Genomic DNA, 22167 nt, shown 5'->3' with positions numbered 1-22167 from the left:
AACATTGCCACCTGACAAATCAACATCTTCTCGCATGTAGTCACCTCGTTTAATGATGTCTACAGCTTCTTGTAACCCTTCTGCCAAAGTGCCAACATTGTCATAACGCTGTTTAATTTCCGTAGGGAGTGGCATATCCGACTGAATGTAATCGTATGCTAAATCATTTGAAATTTCCTCGTATTCAGCAATTCGTTTTTGAATTGAATTAACCATGCCTTCCACAATTAATACTGCTTGCATATTTATCCTCCTAAAAAATGAAATTTAGTGATGAGATACTATTTTAGTAGCTGCATTTTTTAAATCCAATTTTGTTCCACATATTATGCAAAATTTAGCTTCTTCTATATGAAACTCTTTACTACACACATTGCATTTACATTGCATTGTTTCGGCAGGCATTATTCTTGTTCCCACTCAATCAACCTCCAAATAGTTTGATAGTTTTACTTCTGACGTACTGATACAGCTTTATTCATCGCATTGCTGATTAAAGCCAAACGTTTCTCAATCGGTAATGCCAACCACTCAGCTACTTTGATTTTCATTTTCTGCCTCAACCTCCTTTCTTTGTCGCTCAGCTTCTAAAAGTTCCTTATAGATTCGTGGTGCTGATGTTTTCATAAAGAAAGCATGCATCCGTTGTTGAGTTTCGATTGATGGAATAGTTTTCAATACATTTTCTCCTTCCGATAAATCTATTAACGTTGCTACCGTCATATAAGCTATAAGTAACGACTATACCGTCATTGGCTCGGTATCACAGCGCATTTACGAATTCATTTGTCGCACTTCACGCGACAAAGTTTGTAAAAAAAATAGACATAGCTTCATCTTTATTTAATTCTAGGCGATTGCAGATTAAATTCGCTTCTCTAATCGAGAATGTTTCACCATGATTGTTCAATCTGCGATAAAAGGTACTTCTATCCATGCCGATAGCATCCGCCAATGTTTCAACTTTAAAGCCTTTTTCAACAATTTGACCTCTAAGCTTATTTACATTTACCATCCCTTCCATTTTCTCACCACCTTTTTTTACGCAATCTGTCGCATTCGGTGCGATTAATTACATCATAATTGATATTTTATTCCACGTCAACAATAAAATTCGCACAAAATGAAAATTTTTCTTAAATCACTTCGTATTTTGTTGCATATACGCGACTTTAATTGTATACTATGAGTAAGAAAAGAGGTGAACTACATGAGTGTTGGCGAAAGAATTAAACGTAGACGTAAACAATTAAAAATGTCTGCTGATGAACTAGGCGTGAAAATAGGTAAAAACCGAGCAACAATTTATAGGTATGAGAGTAGTGAGATTGAAAATTTATCAATAGAACTTATCCCATCATTAGCAAGAGCTTTGAATGTTTCTCCTGCATATTTAATGGGATGGGAACAAATCGAACCATCTCAAATGTCTACTGATTATCGTTACTTCCCAGAAATTAAAATATCCGCCGGACTACCAATATGCGTTGAAAGCGTAGAAGAATCTGAAATGATTACAATACCAGACGAATTATTAGGTAAATACGCTGGTAATAAGGATGTATTCTTTATGAAGGTAAACGGTGAATCGATGAACAAAGTCATTCCACATGATTCGTTAATAGCAATAAAAAGTGTTTCAGTGAATGACCTAAAAAATGGAGATATTGTTGTTTATAGCAACGGATACGATTATTCGGTTAAAGTTTTTTATGAAGTTGGTGATAAATTTATTTTTAGACCAAATTCAACAGATCCAACTTTCACTGATTACATTATGAGTAAGAATGATGTAGATTTAAGACTACATGGTAAAGTGGTCACTTATATTGTCAACTTAGATTAATACTTAAACGTTTAAGCATTACAGAAATAAGAGCAGACTCATCCGTCTGCTCTTTATTCATATAAGGAGTGATAATAATGAATTTAATAGATATAACACCTGAACAATCAAAAGATACAGTAGAACTTATAAAAGCTGGTCGGGATTGCACTTTAAAAATATATCTTCTTAATGATGAATATAAAGTCATACATGTATACAGTTCTCTACAAAATAGAGTAAGTGTATCTCATTTATTATTCAACGAGGTTCCCCAGGTGATAATTAAATATTTAATTGAGGATTTTCTTAAAACTTATGTAGAGAATGTCTATTTATTTACACTTGCCGATAGTCCAATCGTTCACATTCATCACCAAATACTCGATAGCTATTTTTATTCAGAGGAAAATGCACACGCTGATATATAAAGTTTAAAGAGAAACGAAGTTTCAATATTTACTAAAGCCTATAAGACGCTGATTTTAAATATTGGACACCGTATCAGCTTTACTATGTTCTAGATTATTGGAGGTATTTCACATGACTGTAGGTATTTATATAAGGGTATCCACAGAAGAGCAAGCAAATGAAGGTTATTCTATTTCTGCTCAACGGGAACGTTTAAAAGCCTTTTGTACAGCCCAGAATTGGCATGATTATAAATTCTATGTAGACGAAGGTATTTCTGGTCGCGATACAAAAAGACCTCAATTAAAAAAGTTGATGGAAGATATTAGAGCAGGTCATATAAAAGTTTTATTAGTTTATCGATTGGACAGGTTAACACGTTCAGTACGTGATCTACATCGAATTTTAGATGAATTAGAAAAATACAGTTGCACATTTCGATCAGCAACTGAATTTTATGATACATCCACGGCTATGGGTAAAATGTTTATTACAATCATTGCTGCCATTGCAGAATGGGAGAGCGCCAATTTAGGCGAACGTGTATCGATGGGACAAGTTGAAAAAGCTCGGCAAGGTGAATGGTTAGCACAACCTCCATACGGTTTTTATAAGGATGAAAATGATAAATTGCAAATTAACAAAGAAGAAATTAAAGCAGTAAAATTAATGATTAAAAAAATTCGTGAAGGCATGTCATTTAGGCAACTAGCATTATACATGGATTCCTCTAAGTATAAACCTAAGCGTGGTTATAAATGGCATATAGCTACATTATTAAGTTTATTACACAATCCTGCATTGTACGGATCTATGTATTGGAAAGATGCAATTTATGAAAACACTCATGAGGGAATTATGACAAAAGAAGAGTTTGAACAACTACAAAAAATAATTTCGTCTCGTCAGAATTATAAAAGTCGCAATGTAACTAGTCACTTTGTCTATCAAACAAAAATAATCTGTCCTGATTGCGGGAGTCGATGCACATCTGAACGTACTACTTGGAACCGTAAAACTGATAAAGGCGTTGAGGTAAGAAATAATTATAGATGCCAAGTATGTGCTTTAAATCATCGTGATAGGTCTCCTTTTAGTACTTCAGAAATTAAAATGGATGAAGCACTAATTGAATATATGAGTAATTTTACAGTTATGGCTTCAAAAAACGAAAACTATAATGAAGATAACAATTTGTCAGAAATCAAAAATGAATTAAAACAAATAGAAAATCAACGAGAGAAATACCAGCGAGCTTGGGCTAATGATTTGATTACTGATGATGAATTTAAATTACGTATGGATGAATCTAGAGTTCGCTACGAATCTTTACAGAATGAATTAAAAAATATTGAAGGTGCTCCTCAACATCCAGTAGATATTGAAAGATATAAAGAAATAACAAAGTCTTTTAATGAAAATTATTTTCGTTTAAACCAAGAAGAAAGACGTGCCTTTGTACAAACATTTTTTGAAAGTATTAAAATTGAAATAATAGAACGTTCTAAAGGTAGAGGATACAGAAATCAAAAAATACGAATAGCAGATATAAGCTTTTATTAGGCTCAATCTGCTAGTATTTTTTCGTATTTATGTCAACTTTCCTACGACGAAATGTTCCTGATTCAATGAGGTCATATCAGGCATTAAATAGGTAGCGGCATCTTGCGGGGAACGAATCGTATATTTTTCATCGCTATGTTTCTGCGCGAGACGTCTACCGAGTTCAATTGCCGCTAATAACTGAATGGCTTTAACCTCACCAATCCCTCTAATAGCAACCATTTCTTCTATTGTTGCATGTTTCAAATGATGTAAACGCTCAAAAACGCTTAGTACGCGATTTGCCAGTACAAGGACAGACTCTTCTTTAGTGCCTGTCCTTAGTAAAATAGCCAGTAGCTCCTGATTCGATAAACTCATAGCTCCTTGTCTACGTAGTCTTTCACGGGGGCGATCTTCTATATGAACGTCTCGTATCATCGTCCTTTGTAAAACATCATTCGTCAAAAAAGCCTCACTCCTTCGCAAATTGGATAATATTGCGTGCTACCAATTGCGTAAACAACGCTGCAAGTGGTAAACCGACAACATTGTTATAATCTCCTTCAATTCGTTTCACTAGGAGGGTTCCAGCAGTTTGAATGCCATAACCGCCTGCTTTATCAAATGGATCTCCCGAATCTACATATGCTTCGATGAGCTCCTGCGATAATTGATGAAAGACAACATTTGTCTCTTCCACAAATGTAGTTTCATGACCGTCAGGCTCAATAATGGCAACAGCTGTCATGACCGCATGACACTTCCCTGATAAGCGCAATAAGTGAGAAATTGCCTCCTCACGATTTTTTGGTTTATGGAGTAGCTCATCATCATAAACAACAATCGTATCCGCTCCAATAATCGTTGCATCTGGCGCTTTTTTTGCCACATCATGTGTTTTTAATAGAGCTACACCTTTTACATAATCTTGCATTGTAGTTGCCTGAACGCTTGTCTCTTCTACTTCACTAGTTATTATGTCAAACGGAAGGGATAGCATAGTAAGTAATTCCTTTCGTCGTGGTGAAGCAGAAGCAAGCACTATCTTGTGATTTGTTTTAAACATTGTCTGACCATTCCTCCTTATTAGTTATCATAACGGAGAATTTGGCATTTGAAAATTTTCTAAAAATCAAGATAATGCTTATTTCACTATCTTTTATGCTTAAAATTTCACTTGAAGACAAGCATTTTTCGATTTGTAATGGGCCAAAACTTGTAATCGAATGATGCTGGTATCGCTTGAAATAGACGAGGCTGCTGCTCCAATAGATTGCCAATCAGCAGGTAGCGTAGAATCTTTGGAATTATCCTTAAAATTTAATTTTGTTGCATTTTTGTCAGTTAGCACAGATGGAAGCTCTGCAAGTGTTGCCTCCTTACAACTGTCGCCACTCAAAGTGAATGCTTTTTTAAATGTTGCAGGATCTTTTAAGAAAACAAGTTGACTTTCATCTGTTACCACACTTGTCCAAATGTGAAATTTTCCATCGACCTCGACAATGGCACTTTCTTTTAATGAAGGGTGTTCAGATACAAATGCGCTTGCACTTTCATAATTTGAATAGACCCCTGCTTGACTAGCAAAAAGCATGGGTCCGTTCGTTGCTCCTCCCGCTGTCGTAATGGTTTCCCCTTTGGTATTATTATTACTTTTATTAGCTACCTCATTACTATCATTTTTTATAGAAAATTGAGTGCTCGCTTGAAGAATACCTAAAAAAATGCCTACACCAAAAAGTCCTACTACTCCTCCAATAATCATCGCCCGAAATATTTGTTTTCTCATCACTTGACTGACAATTTTCATTCGACCATCACCTCTTTCTTTAACGTATCAAAGTAAATTTAGAAAAGACCAATTTGATATATAAGTATATGTACAAAAGGATGTGTAAATGCGAATTTACTACATTTTGATTCACTAGTTATTTTCGAGGTTTTACTGCAAAAATAAATATTTTTGTATAAAAAGATTTACTAAAAAAGAGGTGGATTTTTTATATTACTCTTTTGTATCTCTATCAAAGGAGTCTTCTACTGTTTAACAAAAAAATTTGAGGATGCGCAAGGAAACAGAAAGCAAAAATAGAAATAATATTATTACAGATAAATACTAGTGATGGAGGTAAGAAGGTGGATAATCCGAAAATTATTGGACAAACAAAAACAGTAGAGTTTCAAGTAGGTGTTAGAAGGATGTTCCCGATTGCCCAAGAGGAAGCTTGGAACCTAGTTACTTCACAAGATGGATTAAACGTATGGTTAGGAGAGAGTATGTTCATTATCCTTGAACCAGGACAGAACTATATTACGAAATTAGGGTCAGGAGAAATACGCGTAGTTAAACCTTTACAACAACTTCGTCTAACTTGGCAAAAGGTAGGATGGGACAAGGCATCAACCGTACAAGTTCGTATTATACCGGGTGCAAGTAATAAAACTACTATTAGCTTCCATCAAGAAAAACTTTCTAATCAGAATGTAAGAGAAGAAATGAAAAAATATTGGCAAAAAGTACTTACGGAACTCAAAGAGAGAATACCCAAATGAAAAAAAATCAGGTACTCATTTTTTTATGAATACCTGATTATATTGGAAATATACTAACTACATGTTAATTGTTTTTTAATCTACTACGAACTTCCGTTAATAAATACAATGAACCCGATACAATCGTCCTCGATTTACTTGCTGACTGTCGTTTTAAAAATTGCACATAATCTTCTAAAACTGCCTTATGAGAGGCGTTGGACAGCTCAAGCATGTTGTGAGCAGCCATCGCACGGGGATTATCAATATCAACAAAGTAAAAACAATCACTTACTTGCTCAAATAGTTGCAAAATCTCTTTTACAGCCTTATCTGCAAGAATTCCAATTACAAAAGTAATCTGCTCATCTGGGAACTCCTGCTTAATCGTTTCTATTAATTTCTCAGCACTCGCTGGATTATGCGCACCGTCTAAAACAATATAAGGCATAATTTCTTCAAAACGTCCTAAAATGGTAGCGTTTTTCACAGCTTTTTGAATAGATTCTTTACTAACTTGTAACTCCAATGCAGTCGCTACTTCAAAGAAGGCTGTAATAGCAAGTGCCATATTATTCGCCTGATGTGCTCCCTTTATAGTGCGTGTAAGCTTTGTAATGCGGAGGCCATTGTCATTATGCACATAGCTCTCTCCATCTTTCTCTTGTTCCACATAAAACTGATGATTTAGCTCAAAAACGGATGCATGTTTTTTGCTGGCTTCCTGGTAGACTATATTTTTCGCTTCTAACGGTAAATCGCCGATAATAACTGGATGATACGGCTTAATAATTCCGGCTTTATGGTAGGCAATACTTTCAATCGTATCTCCTAAAAAATTCGTATGCTCTAATGCGATACTCGGTATGATAGAGGCAATTGGTGTGACCACATTCGTACTATCAAGTAAGCCACCCATACCAGCTTCAATAAGGGCGATATCTACATTACTAGCAACAAAATGTAAAAATGTTGCAACTGTTAAAAGTTCAAAATCCGTTAGTTTGCTACTAAGTCCGGCTACCTGCATTTGTTGGAATACAAGTTCCATTTCAGCTTCTGAAATAGCTTGACCTTCTACTTGAATTTGATCATGCACGTCCAAAATCCAAGGAGACATAAATTTACCAACACGTAAGCCATGTTCCTTAGCAATTGATTCTAGAAAAGTAAGTGTCGAGCCTTTACCGTTAGTCCCTGCTACATGTACGACTTGCAATTTATTTTCCGGATTACCTACTCGTGCCAAAGCTTCTTCAATCGCAGTTAGACCTGGTTTAATAACATCATCACTCTGAACATTCCATTTTTCCTTATAGCTATTCCATTTAGGGATCATCTTTGTTCCCCCTGTAGCCATTGTCGAACTTCAGCTATAAAATACAAGGAGCCTGTAATGACGATAACATCCTCATCATTTCTTTGATGTAGCATCATTTGAACCATTTCACACCAATTCGCATTATATATTTTATTCGTATTTGTAGATAATGCAGCTAATTGATCAGCAGGCATAGCATTTGGAAGCTCAATTTGTGTAAATGCAATTGATGTAGCAATACTATCCATTAAAGCAATACTTTTCGCATGATCTTTATCCGATAATGCTGCATATATAAATCGATAGTTTTGTTGCGGATAAACCGTTTTAAGAGTTTGAATTAACGCCGCAGTTCCTTCAGAATTATGTGCCCCATCTAATATTATAGGACCTGGTAATTGCTCAAAACGGCCTGCCCACTGAGCTTTTGCCAAAGCTTGACGGATTGATGCATCTGAAATATCAATTGCTCCATTCTCTTTTAAAGTTAAGATCGCCGTAATCGCAACGCTTGCATTATTTATTTGATGCTGACCAGCCATTTTTAATGGGATAGCTTCCATCTCCACATTTGCTTTTCGGTAATTAAAATATTGCATATCAGTTCCTTGTTCAATATTTTCAACCGTAAAATCCTTCCCTAAAACAAAGCATGGGGCATGACGCTCATTTGCTACCTCACGAATAACAGAAAGTGCCTCCTCACTTTTAACGCCCACTACAACAGGTACATTTTCTTTAATAATTCCCGCTTTCTCAAACGCTACTTTAGCTAACGTATCTCCTAAAAACGCAGTATGTTCTAATGAAATCGTTGTAATAATTGAAATTAGAGGCGTAACGACATTCGTAGCATCTAAACGTCCACCAAGTCCCGTTTCAATCAACGCAAAATCCACTTCTTCATCCGCAAAATATTGGTACATAATAAGTGTTACCACTTCAAAAAAGCTCGGAAATTCACCTTCATAATGTGTTTCAATAATCTCAGCAACATTGTTCATATAGTGTAAAAATTGCGCATCATTAATTTGCATACCATTAATAGTCATACGTTCATTAACACGCTCTAAATGAGGTGAAGTAAAGGCGCCTACTTTGTAGCCAGTAAGTTGTAACATTTCTCTTAGCGCATTCACTGTTGACCCCTTCCCATTTGAGCCTGCTAAATGGATAACACGTAGCTTGTCCTGTGGGTTATTAAGAAAAGCTAATACCTCTCGCATCAAAACGAGCGGAGCACGTTTATGATCAACTGCCTTTAACGTAAAAATAAAATCTGTACATTCTTTCATCGTTTTAAACAAAAGAAACACTCCCTCTTACTACATTACCTCTATTTTAGTATAATAAAAACTTACACTTGAATGAAAGAAAAAAGCAGCGAATGACGATGGCCATCCGCTGTCTCAATCTTACATATTTTTTAGTTCTTCTAAACGTTTTAATACAACCGCATGTTTACTTTCGTAATCAGCTAATTTCTCACGCTCCGCATTAACTAATGCTTCCGGCGCTTTAGACACGAATTTTTCATTCGATAACTTACCATTCACAAGCTTCACTTCTTTTGCCCATTTTTCTAATTCTTTTTCAAGACGAGCAATTTCTTCTTCTAGATTAATAAGTCCAACAAGTGGTAGGAATAGTTCAGCTCCAGTTACTACTGCTGTCATTGACTGACCAGGTGCTTCTAAGTTTTCTCCAATTGTTAGTGATTCTGGATTACAGAATTTTTCTAAATATGCTTTATTGGCTTCTAGTACTGTAACCGTTGTAGCATCCTTCGCTGAAATATATAGCGGCACTTTTTTGCTCATTGGTGTATTTACTTCCGCACGAATATTACGTACTGAACGTATAATATCCATTAGGAGCTTCATATTGTCTGCTTCCTCTGCAAAATGAAGATCCGCACGAACAGTTGGCCATACTGCCACTGTAATTGATTCACCTTCATGAGGTAAGTGCTGCCAGATTTCTTCTGTAATGAATGGCATGAATGGATGTAATAGACGCATAGTTTGGTCTAAAACGTAAGCTAAAATAGAACGCGTCGTTTTCTTAGCTGCTTCGTCATCACCATATAACGGTAATTTAGCCATTTCAATATACCAAGAACAGAAATCATCCCAAATGAAGTTATACAGCTCACGCCCAACTTCACCAAATTCATAACGTTCTGCAAGAGATGTTACACGTTCAATTGTTTCATTTAAGCGAGTTAGAATCCATTTGTCGGCAACTGATTTTTCACCAGTTAAGTCGATTTCATCATATGTCATACCTTCCATATTCATTAAAGCAAAACGAGAGGCATTCCAAATTTTATTTGCAAAGTTCCATACTGACTCTACTTTTTCAGTTGTATAGCGTAAATCTTGACCAGGAGAAGATCCAGTAGCTAAGAAGTAACGTAATGAATCAGCACCATACTGATCAATAACGTCCATAGGGTCTACACCATTGCCAAGTGATTTACTCATCTTGCGTCCTTCTCCATCACGTACTAAACCGTGAATTAATACATCTTTGAATGGGCGCTGACCTGTAAATTCAAGACCTTGGAAGATCATGCGAGAAACCCAGAAGAAAATAATATCATAACCAGTTACAAGTGTGCTTGTTGGATAGTAACGTTTAAATTCTTCGTTAGTCTCATCTGGCCAACCCATTGTAGAAAATGGCCATAGTGCAGACGAGAACCATGTATCTAATACGTCTTCATCCTGCGTCCAATTTTCTGCATCTGCCGGTGCTTCTTTGCCTACGTAAACTTCACCTGTTTCATTGTGATACCAAGCAGGAATTTGATGACCCCACCATAATTGACGAGAGATACACCAGTCACGAATGTTTTCCATCCAGCGAGAATATGTGTTTTCAAAACGAGATGGTACGAAGTTTACTTGCCCTTCTTCATCTTTTTGAAGAGTAAGTGAAGCATCAGCAAGTGGTTGCATTTTTACGAACCATTGTGCAGAAAGATATGGCTCTACAACAGCACCAGAACGCTCAGAGTGCCCTACTGAATGTGTATGCTCTTCAATACGGATAAGCACGCCAGCTTCTTGTAAATCAGCTACGATTTGCTTACGACATTCAAAACGATCCATACCGTTATACTTGCCAGCAAGCTCGTTCATAGTACCATCTTCATTCATAACAAGAATGCGTTCTAGGTTGTGGCGGTTACCCACCTCAAAGTCATTAGGATCGTGTGCTGGTGTCATTTTTACAACTCCAGTACCGAAATCCAAATCTACGTAGTCATCTGCTACGATTGGAATTTCACGACCTACGATTGGTAAAATAACTGTTTTACCGATTAAGTGTTGATAGCGCTCATCATTCGGGTGAACAGCTACCCCAGAGTCACCTAGCATTGTTTCAGGACGTGTAGTTGCTACTTCCACATATCCTGAGCCATCAGCTAATGGGTATTTCATATGATAGAATGCACCTTGAACATCTTTATAGATAACTTCAATATCTGATAACGCTGTTTTTGCAGCAGGATCCCAGTTAATAATACGTTCGCCACGATAGATTAGGCCTTTTTCATACAATTGAACGAAAACAGTTTTAACTGCATCAGAAAGACCTTCATCAAGTGTGAAACGCTCGCGAGTGTAATCTAACCCAAGACCAAGCTTCGCCCATTGATCACGAATATGTCCAGCATATTCTTCTTTCCATTCCCATGTTTTTTCGAGGAATTTTTCACGACCTAAATCATAACGTGTAATATTTTCTTCTCGTAGTTTTGCTTCTACTTTTGCTTGTGTCGCAATACCTGCATGGTCCATTCCTGGTAACCAAAGTGCATCATAACCTTGCATGCGCTTCATACGAATTAAAATATCTTGTAAAGTTGTATCCCAAGCATGGCCAAGGTGTAGTCTACCTGTTACATTCGGTGGTGGAATAACGATAGAATAAGGCTCCTTTTCACTTGTAGGCTGCGCCTCAAAAAATTTCCCTTGTAACCACCATTCATAACGACCTGCTTCAATGGACTGTGGATCATATTTTGTTGGCATTGAAATGTTTTCTGTCATTTTGACTCCTCCTGTTAACTTAATATTTTTTTAGTGTGAGATAGTACCAATCATTCTTTTTTAAGTCTCAGTAAAAAGACATTAACAAGAAGATTAATAAAAATAAAAAAACTCCTAACGTCAAAAAGGACGAAGGAGTTTAAGTTCGCGGTACCACCTTTAATTCCAGCAGAGGCGCGTTAAGCTATCATACGTTTCATCAGAAAAAAATGTATTACTTGCTTAAGCCTTTACTACTGGCTCTCAATTCGGTAACGGTGTTTAACCGGCTTTAACTACTGTTAGTTCACTAAAGCTGCTCGAGGGCTACATTCAACTAGGTACAAATAGAAACTTTTCAGCTACTGTTTCCTCTCTTAAAATGTACGAATAATTTACTCTTCCCTGTCATAGCATTTGCATTGATATTCAACTTTTTCACATTGTACCCCAAAATCATGCAATTTTTCAAGTGATTTAGTTATTTTTTAGGAAGCACTACTAGAAAAGGAAGTGAAAATTCAAATGCGACGACGTAAGTATAATCCTTGTTTTTTACCACCATGGCTACGACAATTTCGTTTTTATTGCAAAACGATAATTGTTCCAATTTGTGCTTTTCAGTTTATACGTGTCATCATCATTCCAACATCTGGGGATTTCATCATCTTATTGCTCCTTTTACTTATATGCTATTTACTTTTGAATGAAATCATTTGAAACACGAACCTTTAGCGGTGTATAGTCTTCGGTTAAATCCCAGATCATCGATGGCACTTCATGCCAGGAGCTAGATTCACGGACTACAATATTACTTGAGGACTCCCTCAACATTGTTTTTGATGCAGGCTTTTCTTTTTTGTCTGAAGCTACTATTGCTTCAGACTTTTCCTTTTGAACTGCGAATGAAACTAACTTTGATTTTTCTTCTTGTGCTGAAGCTACTACAGCTACAGTTTTTTCTTTCTGATTCGAAGCTACTGCAGTTGTAGGTTGTTTTACTTGTGCCGTTTCTTTTGTAAGGTCCCCCTTCTCAATTTGAGCTGAGGCATTGACAGACTGACTTTCAAAAACGTGCGCTTTTTCTAACGCAAGCTCAGGCTCATTAAAAACACTTGTAACCGTCCACTCGAGCTGACACATCTGATTCCTCAAAACAGGTCGAATATCCTTTACCATTAAATCTTCAATAGCTGCATCCTTTGGTAAATCTACATTTAAAGGAACTGCATATTCAAAATAACCAGTATCTCCTTGAATATCTAGCGTATCGATTTGTACTAATTCATCATCACCCATGTAAGCTTGCATGTCTTGAAAATCAAAGCGAACATGTGCTGTGATATGATAAATACCCATTAATCGTAGAGAGTCTTCTAACTGCGTTGTCTGCCACCGTGGCTTAATTTGTACAGCTGCTATTTCTGTTGGGCAGCCATAACCAGGAAAACAAAAAGTTTCACTCATATTCCAAGTTTTGTGTTCGATAATAATCCCTCCTCTTGCATCATATGAAGCTCGGAAGGATAGTATGCTATAGGGTGATTAATCAATTTCGTCTTGGTGTATATTATGTAGCTGTCTCTTTACTCTCGTGCAAAGAAACAATGCGATCGGATTTTGTATAGTGCCTAAGGGAAGCGGCACATCGGACGTCCCCTAAGAAAAGCGCCTGCCGTAACAAAAATCCCCACAATAACGAGCCTAAAAAAGGCATGCTAGAAGAAGTATTCTAGCATGCCTTTTACTTGTGGTGGAATCGTTATTATACATTCACCAATTTAATTTTATTTGCTACACGGTCTGTTAACATTTGTGTTGCTTTTGGTACGATTGGCTTAAAGATTGGATTTAAAACAGGACCGGCTAATCCTCCTGCTGTTACTTCCAAGAAGCCTGTCATTTTTGTATTTTCTGCATCAATACTTTCTGCTAGGAAATAACCGTTTCCTGAAAAGTTATCAGAAATTCCTTTTAATTCGAATGTTACTTTAGAAGGCGCTGCCCATTCTAAAATAGTAATCTCTACTTGTACTGTTTTTTTCAGAACACCAACATTGCCTTTAAACGTCCATGTTGAATGTTTTTCATCAATCATTTCATGCGCATTATAACCTGGGACAAGCTTTGCCCATTTTTCCATATCACTGACGAAGTCCCATACATTTTCAATTCCTACAGGTACTTCGACCATATGTGTGCCAGTTGCCATATCAATTCACTACTTTCTTTTACGAATAGCTCTATTATATACGATTTCGGCCACAATTTGGCTATGCTGAAAGTTATAATTTTAATAAAAATTTTTCAAGCGGTAACGATCATACATCCATTGTCATTTAACGGGTAAAAATGGATCATCACCAAAACGAGTGGTTGATTTCCGTTCCGACCGGGCGCTTTCCTGAGGGCGTCCGATGAGCTGCTTCGCTTCGCTGCAGGGTCTCATCTGTGACGCTAATCCCCAAGGAGTCGCCCATCTCCACTCCAATCAACTTAGACGTTTTAACAAATGTCATCCATAACTTTTGGTGATGAACCGCAAAAATATAAGCCATTACAGACAGAGGCAAATTATATTAGTAAACAACAATAAATAGCATGCCAGAAAATACTTCTAGCATGCTATTTTGTATCAACCTATTATCTTGCTAATTGTGCAAATACTTTATGGAAAGCATCAACTGTTTTTGAGATATGCTCCTCCGTATGTGCAGTAGAAATAAATAAACCTTCAAATTGAGATGGAGGTAAGAAAATACCTTCTTCTGCCATTAGACGGAAGTATTCAGCAAATAATTGCAAATCTGACGTTTTTGCTGAATCAAAATCAATAACATCTTCGTTCGTAAAGAAGAAACCTATCATTGAACCAGCACGATTTACAGTATGCGGAATATTGTATTTCGTTGCGGCTTCACGGAAACCAGCCTCTAATTGATCTCCTAGCTTTTTGAAGTATTCATAAGAGCTAGGATCTAGGCGAGTTAATGTTTCATAGCCAGCTGTCATTGCTAATGGATTCCCTGACAATGTCCCAGCTTGATAGATTGGTCCAGCCGGAGCCACTTGCTCCATAATTTCCTTTTTCCCTGCAAATGCACCTACAGGAAGTCCACCACCAATAACTTTACCTAACGTTGTAATATCCGGTGTTACATCAAAATAACCTTGTGCACAGCCATAGTCAACACGGAAGCCTGTCATAACTTCATCAAAAATCAACAGTGTTCCATGTTCCTTTGTTAATTCACGTAAACCTTGTAGGAAGCCTGGTTGTGGAGGGACAACGCCCATATTTCCTGCGACTGGCTCAACAATTACTGCCGCAAGCTCTGAACCAAACTTTTCGAAAACTAGTTTTGCCCCTTCTAAGTCATTGTACGCTACTGTTAATGTATTGCGTGCAATATCCGCTGGGACACCAGGGCTGTCAGGTAAGCCTAATGTAGCTACCCCAGAGCCAGCCTTAATTAGCAAGGAATCTCCATGACCGTGATATGAGCCCTCAAATTTTAAAATTTTATCGCGACCTGTAACACCACGAGCTACGCGTAAAGCAGACATCGTAGCCTCTGTCCCAGAAGAAACAAAGCGAATCATTTCCATACCAGGTAGTCGATCTAACACTAATTTAGCTAATCGATTTTCTGTGTAACTTGGTGCTCCAAACGAAGAGCCTTTCGCTGCTGTTTCTGCAATTGCTTGTACAACTTCTGGATGCGTATGACCTAAAATTAGAGGTCCCCATGATAATACATAGTCAATATATTCATTGCCATCAACATCTTTAATAATAGCTCCGTGACCAGATTCCATGAAGATTGGATCCATATTTACGGATTTGAATGCACGTACTGGGCTACTAACACCACCTGGCATTAGGTTAATCGCTTCAGCATATGCTTGTTTTGATTTTTCATAAGAACGAGTCATTTATTTCTCCTCCAACCAACGTGCAACATCTTTAGCATGATACGTAATGATTAAATCTGAGCCTGCACGTTTCATGCTAAGTAACGTTTCAAGCACTACATTTTTCTCTTCAATCCAGCCATTAATAGCCGCAGCTTTAATCATTGCATATTCACCAGAAACGTTGTATGCAACAATCGGTAATGTATAATTATTTTTCACATCACGAATAATGTCTAAATAACTTAAAGCTGGTTTAACGATTAAGAAATCTGCACCTTCTTCAATATCTGATTCCGCTTCACGGAATGCCTCCATTCGATTCGATGGATCCATTTGGTATGATTTGCGATCACCAAATTGAGGTGCACCATCAGCTGCATCTCGGAATGGACCATAATAGCTAGATGCATATTTTACGGCATATGACATAATCGGAACATTTTCAAAGCCTGCTTCATCTAGACCTGTACGAATAGCTGCTACAAATCCATCCATCATATTAGATGGAGCGATGATATCTGCCCCTGCTTTCGCTTGTGATACTGCTGTACGTGCTAAAACATCTAATGAAGGATCGTTTAAAATTTGATCGCCTTCAATTAAGCCACAATGTCCATGATCTGTAAATTCACATAAGCATGTATCCGCTATGACTAATAGTTCTGGGTAACGAGCTTTAATAAGTCGTGTTGCTTTTTGCACAATACCATGATCATGGAAAGCACCAGTTCCAACTGCATCTTTTTCTGCAGGTAAGCCAAATAAAATAACAGCAGGAATATCTAAAGCAACAACTTCATCAATCTCAGCTTCAAGTTTATCTAATGAAAATTGAAAAACTCCTGGCATAGAAGGGACTTCATTTTTAATATTTTCGCCTTCCATAACAAAAATCGGATATATTAAATCCTCTTTGTGTAAGTATGTTTCTTTTACCATTGATCGTATAGCAGCATTTGCACGCAAACGACGATGTCTTTGAAATTGTAATTTTGTCATTTTCTTTCTCCTACTTTCGTTATTTCCTCGATGACTGCTTGCATTGTATATACGCTCGGCATAATATCTACAATAGCACCGTGATTTACAATAGCTGCTTCTGTAATATGGCCGATTGCTGCTACATGTACTGCCTCCCAACCAATTACCGAAGCTATATCCTTTGCGTATACATCAACAGCAGAAGGACTAGCAAAAATCACTGTGACATCGCTATTCGTACGGATACATTCAATCATTAATTGTTTTTGATCATGTCGCTCAATCGTTTCATAAACTGTCCATTCCTTCAATGTAAAGGGCAGACCTTCCTTTAATGTATTTTTCGCTTTTTCTCCACGAATAAATAGACAAGTAGGATTGCTCCCTGCTACCACATCAGGAAATTCTTGAACAAATACATCTGCACTAAATATAGAAGGCATAAAGCTAACATGGAATCCTAGCTTTTCTAAGGCTGTAGTAGTTTTAGTACCAATAGAAGCTACTTTGCCTTGAAAATATGCTGCACTTATATTAAAGCGATGCATCTTATTGGCAAAAGCTTCTACCGCGTTTTGACTCGTAAAAATGAGCCATTCAAATTGACGTGCAAACTCTAATTGCACATCATCGTTTTTATCGATCAGCTCGCAAGTTTCAATCAAAGGGGCAATTACTGCTTGACCACCTAATGCTGTAATGTCATCTATTATGGTTGTCGTCTTAGATGTACCTGTCAAAATAATAGTTTTACCTTCTAAAGGTAAATTATTTTGCATCTTGCTCTGCCTTTACTCGTTGAATTAATTCAAAAGCACCTTGCTTCGTTAAAATCTCAGCAAGCTCTTTCCCAACTGCTTCCGCATTAGAGCCCACAACTGTTTCCTTATAAACAACTGAAGCATCTGGTGCAGCAACAAGGCCAGTTAATGTAATTTCTTCCCCGTTAGACTTTGCATATCCTGCGATAGGCACTTGACAGCCGCCATCCATAGCCGCTAGGAAAGCACGTTCTGCATGTGCTTCTTGCCATGTAATGCTATCTGTTAACTTGCCCAATTCCGTTAATAGTTCTGTATCATCTCCACGGCATTCAATACCTAGAGATCCTTGTGCTACTGCTGGTAGACAATCCTCAACAGATAAAAACTCAGTAACTACATCATCGCTCCAGCCAAGGCGTTTTAGGCCAGCTGCTGCTAAAATAATGGCATCGTATTCTTCAGTTTCAAGTTTAGCTAAGCGTGTATCTACATTTCCACGAATCCATTTAATTTCTATATCTGGACGGACAGTTAAAAGTTGAGCACTTCGACGAAGAGAACTTGTCCCAACAACAGCTCCTGCTGGAAGGTCGGCAAATTTCACATGTCCTTTTGAAATAAAAGCATCACGCGCATCTTCACGTGGTGGAATACAGCCAATGACTAATCCTTCAGGCAATACTGCAGGCATATCCTTCATAGAATGGACAGCAAAGTCAATTTCTTTGTCGTAAAGCGCTTGTTCAATTTCTTTTACGAAAAGCCCTTTACCACCTACTTTAGATAGTTGCACGTCTAAAATTTGGTCACCTTTCGTGACAATTTCTTTCACTTCAAATTCAAATGGTACACCAGCTGCTTTTAACTCATTGATAAACCAATTTGTTTGTGTTAAAGCTAGCTTACTTCTCCTAGAACCTACAATAATTTTTCTCAACAGTCTCCAACCTCTCTTCTAATACCATAAATGGAATCGTGATAAACTGCTTCCTAAAAAGAAGTTAACAACAACTAATAGATAAGCGTATATATGTACCCACGCATAAGTTGTCCCTGTCAGCTTACTTTTACGATTCGCATACAATATAAAGCAATACAAAATTAAAATAATAAAGGACCCAATAATCTTCGCATCAAAAATCGAAAGACTCTCTAGCGTTAGTAGTGCCCATTCAAACCCTAAAACTAAACTTACAGACAACACTGGAATACCAATGTAAAATGAAACATTCATCCAGTTGCTCGTCTGCTGTAGTGATGGCAGCCTTGTCCAGACATGTGACCATTTTTTCTTTTTCAGCAAACGATATAATACTAAGTACAATATCGCAAAAACAAATGTTAAAGAAAACGCTGCGTACGATAAAATGGCAAATGATATATGAATAAAAAGCAATTCCGAAATTAAAGTATCGCTTACTATTCCTGTCGGGCGTTTCGGCATAAAAGTAAAGATACTAGCGAATAAAAATCCTAGTATATTAATAATAAATACCGGTAAATCAACTCGTGCAATACAGTGCAAAATAATAGATAGTGTCACGAGCAGCCAGGAATAAAAGAGAATTCCTTCTGACAAGGATAAGATCGGAAATCGCTTCGTTTCCACAAAAGTTAATAAAATAATGGCACTTTGAATTACCCATACGAATGAAACAAGCCAAAAAGCAACTCGCCTTGCTCGTATTTGCTTATAAAAGTAATCAGTAAAGTAAAATACTAGACTGATCGCATACAAGACGATCATTACTTCATAGAGCCTTGTCATCGTCAAATCAGCCAATAGACATCCCTTCTTTATATTGAAAGTACTAAAGTAGTGTACTTTAGCCTAGAAAAAAAAACGTTTTCGTATCCTTAGTTTACCATACAGATACGAAAACGCCTCATTTAATATCAGTAGAAAATCTTGCTCGCGGGAAAAAGCTCGAAGGACAACTTTTCTAAAGTTGCACCGCGAACACATAGACATCTATCAATTATGTCTTGGCATAATTGCGTCCGGAATCGGCTTTGTGCTTAGGTCTGCACGAAGCAGGTCAGTTAGCCGTTATCGCATGGATGCGATAACGGCTAACATCCCCTAAGAACTCCTTTCCGATTCTGTGACATCCGCCGGAGGCTTTAGGCCAACACGAAGTTGGTCACACAGGCGTTTTCACAGGATGTGAAGGTCTTAGCCTGAGTTCCTCTGTTTCAGCGGAGTTTGGACACCCGCTGAAAAGTAACTTTAACCTGCATTCATCTCACCATCTATAGAGGTGGGAGACTTCTGTAGCTGACGCTTTGCTTTCGCTACAAAAGAGATTTGCCGAAAGAAGTTAGAAAGAATACTTTGGTTCAGTGGAAGATTGTGACGACTGTAAGCGTTCTTTGCGTTCAAGCTCTTGTTCTGTCATCGCAGTAACTTCAGCTTCCACAGTATCCTCAATACCGAAAATTTGTTGGAATAAACGTAACTGTTCATTTGCTTTTGATGAATTTGCCATTTCTTTAGCTTGTAAAATTGGTTCTTTTAACAATTGATTAATAATAGACTTTGTATGCTTGCTTAAAATTTTACGTTCTCGATCCGTTAAATCCGGCATTTTATTCTCGATACTAATCATTGTCTCTTCTTGAATATGATTTGCTTTTTTACGTAAAGCCGAGATGACAGGGACAACGCCAAGAGTCGCAACCCAATCTTTAAATTGCACAACCTCTTTACCAATCATCGAAGAAATATCAGCAGCAGCACGTTCACGTTCTACTAAGTTTGCTTCGACGATGCCTTGTAAATCATCTATATCATATAAGAAAACATTCGGTAAATCTCCAACACGTGGATCAATATCACGTGGAACCGCAATATCTACCATAAATAATGGTTTACCTTTACGCAAACGTTCAACAAATTGCATCAATTCATAGTCAATCACATAATCTGTTGCACCTGTAGACGTAATTAAAATATCCGCTTCCAGTAATGAACATTGTAGTTCCTTCATGGATTTTGCTTCACCGTCAAATTTAGCTGCTAGGCTTTCTGCTTTTTCGAACGTACGGTTAATTACGGTTACTTTTCCTACACCGCTACCGTAAAGGTTCTCAATAGCAAGTTCCCCCATTTTTCCTGCACCTAAAATAGCTACATGCTTACGTTGTAAAGATCCGAATATTTTTTTTGCTAATTCAACTGCTGCATAAGAGACAGATACCGCGTTCTCACCGATAGCCGTTTCATTATGTGCTCGCTTCGCAAATGTCACTGCTTGTTTAAATAGCTGATTGTATACCGTTCCTGTCGTTCCAATCTCTTGTCCATTTAAGAAGCTTTTTCTAACTTGTCCTAAAATTTGAGTTTCGCCAAGTACCATCGAATCAATACCAGCTGTCACTTTGAATAAATGCTCGATTGCCTCATCTTCTTCACGAATTGTTAAATACGAAGAAAATGTCTCCGCAGGCAGGTCGAACCAATTTGCTAAAAATTGTTTAACAAAATGACGTCCAGTATGCAATTGGTCAACTACTGCATATATTTCTGTACGGTTACATGTCGAAACAATAACGTTTTCTAATATACTTTTTTCCTTTTGCAGCGCTTCCATTGCCTGTGGTAGTTCACTCTCTATGAATGATAACTTTTCACGAATCTCAACTGGCGCCGTTTTATAATTCAAGCCTACTACGATGGTATGCATGAATAACACCTCTCACGTTCTAATTAACAAATCTCATTATAGCACAGTTCGACAAGAGTTCATCAATAATTTGTGAACATGTCATGAAGAACTGAAATTCGTCATCTACATTAGAATTATTATAAACTAAGTGTAACAAATTATACGTTCTGTTTCAAATTTAATGTTTTCCAGAACATTTTCTAAAGGGACAGAATTAATTATTATTTTAATGGCTATTAACCAAAACGTGTGGTTGATTTCCGTTCCTGCTTGGTGCTTTCCTGGGGGGCGTCCGATGAGCCGCTTCGCTGCAGGGTCTCGGGCCATCACGATATTGGTCACGAAGGAGTCGCAAGCCTCCACTACAATCAACATATCCACATGATATACGTTTTAAAGGATCATCCTAATAGAGTCGAACTAAATTAAATGAAATTTTTTTTAAGATATAAAAAAATAGCCTTTGTTTAATTATCTTTAACAAAGCTATTTTTACTTTTCTATACTATTGTTCTCGAGTCACATCAAAATTTTTGTTCCACTTAATAATCAATAGAATTGGCTATGTCTACTAAAGCTTCAGGCGTAACTTTATTTGAGACTCGTTTATCTACACTTAGCATATACTGCAAATTATCTCTCTCAAAAACAAGCACATTAAAGCCTGATATTGTCATATATGTGCCTACATTCCCATTCTTCAATTCAAATGTTTTGATTACATATTTCTCTCTTATAGGCAATCTATACTTAAGTGGGCGAATGTCAATTTTATAATGATTTTCAGATGATTGATCATTTATAAATGTCACTTCAAATGCGTCATTGCCTTCATATTTTGAATCGGTAAATCTTCCAAAATGATGTGTAAAGCTTATAGAGGGTACTCTAAGAGGTAGCTTTAATTTTTGGTTAAAGTGTTGTTCAAAATCACCCACTGCTTCTTCTACCGATTTATATCCTATTTCAGGATATATTTCTTCATAAAGACTAGGTTTATCCTTTGCAGATGCATGTAATGTTATTAGAAAAAACACACAAAATGAAACTAAAAAAAAAGAAACAGTTCTGCTCATTTTTTCACCTCAAAGTATCTTTAGTTGTAGTATTGCCGAATTTAATAAATTTATTAAATGTACCGTTCATTTCTGAAAGTTAGAAT

General features: G+C 37.1%; 22 protein-coding genes, 1 pseudogene and 1 other annotated feature. Of the genes and pseudogenes, 4 read left to right on the top strand and 19 right to left on the bottom strand.

Features of this window, described 5'->3' with window-relative positions; translation table 11 throughout:
- From B1B04_RS20025 to B1B04_RS20020, 4 genes are all read right to left on the bottom strand, one after another.
- Window positions 1-243: hypothetical protein (locus B1B04_RS20025; protein WP_139376991.1), on the bottom strand; the 243-nt coding region annotated here is incomplete at its 3' end.
- Between the two features lie 24 nt (window positions 244-267).
- Window positions 268-420: a hypothetical protein gene (locus tag B1B04_RS25765; RefSeq protein WP_170939030.1), complete on the bottom strand. Its 153-nt coding sequence runs from the start codon at window positions 418-420 to the stop codon at window positions 268-270.
- Window positions 421-531: 111 nt separating this feature from the next.
- Entirely contained in the window at window positions 532-678 is a 147-nt protein-coding gene (locus B1B04_RS25760) for a hypothetical protein (RefSeq protein WP_170939029.1), read from the bottom strand.
- 118 nt (window positions 679-796) lie between these two features.
- Window positions 797-1024 (bottom strand): helix-turn-helix domain-containing protein, encoded by a 228-nt coding sequence (locus B1B04_RS20020; RefSeq protein ID WP_240518353.1) that lies wholly within the window; start codon window positions 1022-1024, stop codon window positions 797-799.
- Window positions 1025-1210: 186 nt separating this feature from the next.
- Between B1B04_RS20020 and B1B04_RS20015 the strand changes: the two genes are divergently transcribed.
- From B1B04_RS20015 to B1B04_RS20005, 3 genes are all read left to right on the top strand, one after another.
- On the top strand, window positions 1211-1846 hold the full coding sequence (locus B1B04_RS20015) for a LexA family protein (RefSeq protein WP_079563139.1): 636 nt from the start codon (window positions 1211-1213) through the stop codon (window positions 1844-1846).
- A 77-nt stretch (window positions 1847-1923) separates the two neighbouring features.
- Window positions 1924-2256, top strand: coding sequence for a hypothetical protein (locus B1B04_RS20010; protein ID WP_079563138.1), 333 nt, complete (start codon window positions 1924-1926; stop codon window positions 2254-2256).
- Window positions 2257-2368: 112 nt separating this feature from the next.
- Complete coding sequence (locus tag B1B04_RS20005) at window positions 2369-3799, top strand: recombinase family protein (RefSeq protein WP_079563137.1); 1431 nt, start codon at window positions 2369-2371, stop codon at window positions 3797-3799.
- A gap of 42 nt (window positions 3800-3841) precedes the next feature.
- On the opposite strand, the pseudogene B1B04_RS20000 reads toward B1B04_RS20005, so the two are convergent.
- The 3 genes and pseudogenes from B1B04_RS20000 to B1B04_RS19990 form a co-directional block, all read right to left on the bottom strand.
- A pseudogene (locus tag B1B04_RS20000) lies at window positions 3842-4219 on the bottom strand (UPF0758 domain-containing protein); the annotation flags it as partial.
- Window positions 4220-4253: 34 nt separating this feature from the next.
- Window positions 4254-4847: a Maf family protein gene (locus B1B04_RS19995; protein WP_079563136.1), complete on the bottom strand. Its 594-nt coding sequence runs from the start codon at window positions 4845-4847 to the stop codon at window positions 4254-4256.
- A 99-nt stretch (window positions 4848-4946) separates the two neighbouring features.
- The gene (locus tag B1B04_RS19990; protein ID WP_079563135.1) at window positions 4947-5591 is read right to left on the bottom strand and encodes a hypothetical protein; all 645 of its coding nucleotides are present in this window, start codon (window positions 5589-5591) and stop codon (window positions 4947-4949) included.
- Between the two features lie 326 nt (window positions 5592-5917).
- Here B1B04_RS19990 and B1B04_RS19985 point away from each other — a divergent pair, with 326 nt between their 5' ends.
- Window positions 5918-6334, top strand: a complete 417-nt coding sequence (locus B1B04_RS19985; RefSeq protein WP_079563134.1) for an SRPBCC domain-containing protein — start codon at window positions 5918-5920, stop codon at window positions 6332-6334.
- A gap of 64 nt (window positions 6335-6398) precedes the next feature.
- Here B1B04_RS19985 and B1B04_RS19980 read toward each other — a convergent pair whose 3' ends face one another.
- From B1B04_RS19980 to B1B04_RS19915, 12 genes are all read right to left on the bottom strand, one after another.
- A complete protein-coding gene (locus B1B04_RS19980) occupies window positions 6399-7652 on the bottom strand; it encodes a bifunctional folylpolyglutamate synthase/dihydrofolate synthase (protein ID WP_079563133.1) in 1254 nt (417 codons plus the stop codon).
- The gene (locus B1B04_RS19975) at window positions 7649-8941 is read right to left on the bottom strand and encodes a bifunctional folylpolyglutamate synthase/dihydrofolate synthase (protein ID WP_079563132.1); all 1293 of its coding nucleotides are present in this window, start codon (window positions 8939-8941) and stop codon (window positions 7649-7651) included. Before B1B04_RS19975 ends, B1B04_RS19980 begins: the two co-directional genes overlap by 4 nt.
- A 108-nt stretch (window positions 8942-9049) precedes the next feature.
- On the bottom strand, window positions 9050-11695 hold the full coding sequence (locus B1B04_RS19970; protein WP_079563131.1) for a valine--tRNA ligase: 2646 nt from the start codon (window positions 11693-11695) through the stop codon (window positions 9050-9052).
- A 122-nt stretch (window positions 11696-11817) separates the two neighbouring features.
- Window positions 11818-12095, bottom strand: a binding site (T-box leader).
- Between the two features lie 275 nt (window positions 12096-12370).
- The gene (locus B1B04_RS19960) at window positions 12371-13141 is read right to left on the bottom strand and encodes a valyl-tRNA synthetase (RefSeq protein ID WP_079563129.1); all 771 of its coding nucleotides are present in this window, start codon (window positions 13139-13141) and stop codon (window positions 12371-12373) included.
- A gap of 298 nt (window positions 13142-13439) precedes the next feature.
- Window positions 13440-13886 carry an SRPBCC family protein gene (locus tag B1B04_RS19955; protein WP_079563128.1) on the bottom strand — a complete coding sequence of 149 codons (447 nt, stop codon included), beginning with the start codon at window positions 13884-13886 and terminating at the stop codon, window positions 13440-13442.
- Between the two features lie 431 nt (window positions 13887-14317).
- Window positions 14318-15610, bottom strand: a complete 1293-nt coding sequence (gene hemL, locus B1B04_RS19950; RefSeq protein WP_079563127.1) for a glutamate-1-semialdehyde 2,1-aminomutase — start codon at window positions 15608-15610, stop codon at window positions 14318-14320.
- Window positions 15611-16591: a porphobilinogen synthase gene (gene hemB / locus B1B04_RS19945; protein ID WP_079563126.1), complete on the bottom strand. Its 981-nt coding sequence runs from the start codon at window positions 16589-16591 to the stop codon at window positions 15611-15613. It abuts the gene before it with no gap.
- A complete protein-coding gene (locus tag B1B04_RS19940; protein WP_079563125.1) occupies window positions 16588-17352 on the bottom strand; it encodes a uroporphyrinogen-III synthase in 765 nt (254 codons plus the stop codon). Before B1B04_RS19940 ends, hemB begins: the two co-directional genes overlap by 4 nt.
- Window positions 17342-18274 carry a hydroxymethylbilane synthase gene (gene hemC / locus B1B04_RS19935; RefSeq protein ID WP_079563124.1) on the bottom strand — a complete coding sequence of 311 codons (933 nt, stop codon included), beginning with the start codon at window positions 18272-18274 and terminating at the stop codon, window positions 17342-17344. The genes B1B04_RS19940 and hemC overlap by 11 nt, the downstream gene beginning before the upstream one ends.
- An 18-nt stretch (window positions 18275-18292) precedes the next feature.
- Window positions 18293-19120, bottom strand: coding sequence for a cytochrome C assembly family protein (locus tag B1B04_RS19930; protein ID WP_079563123.1), 828 nt, complete (start codon window positions 19118-19120; stop codon window positions 18293-18295).
- A gap of 538 nt (window positions 19121-19658) precedes the next feature.
- On the bottom strand, window positions 19659-21023 hold the full coding sequence (gene hemA, locus B1B04_RS19925; protein ID WP_079563122.1) for a glutamyl-tRNA reductase: 1365 nt from the start codon (window positions 21021-21023) through the stop codon (window positions 19659-19661).
- A 524-nt stretch (window positions 21024-21547) separates the two neighbouring features.
- Window positions 21548-22081, bottom strand: a complete 534-nt coding sequence (locus tag B1B04_RS19915; RefSeq protein WP_079563120.1) for a hypothetical protein — start codon at window positions 22079-22081, stop codon at window positions 21548-21550.
- Between the last annotated feature and the right edge of the window lie 86 nt (window positions 22082-22167).

Source organism: Lysinibacillus sp. KCTC 33748 (assembly GCF_002237755.1).
Taxonomy (GTDB): domain Bacteria; phylum Bacillota; class Bacilli; order Bacillales_A; family Planococcaceae; genus Lysinibacillus.
This window is presented reverse-complemented; position numbering and strand designations above follow the sequence as displayed.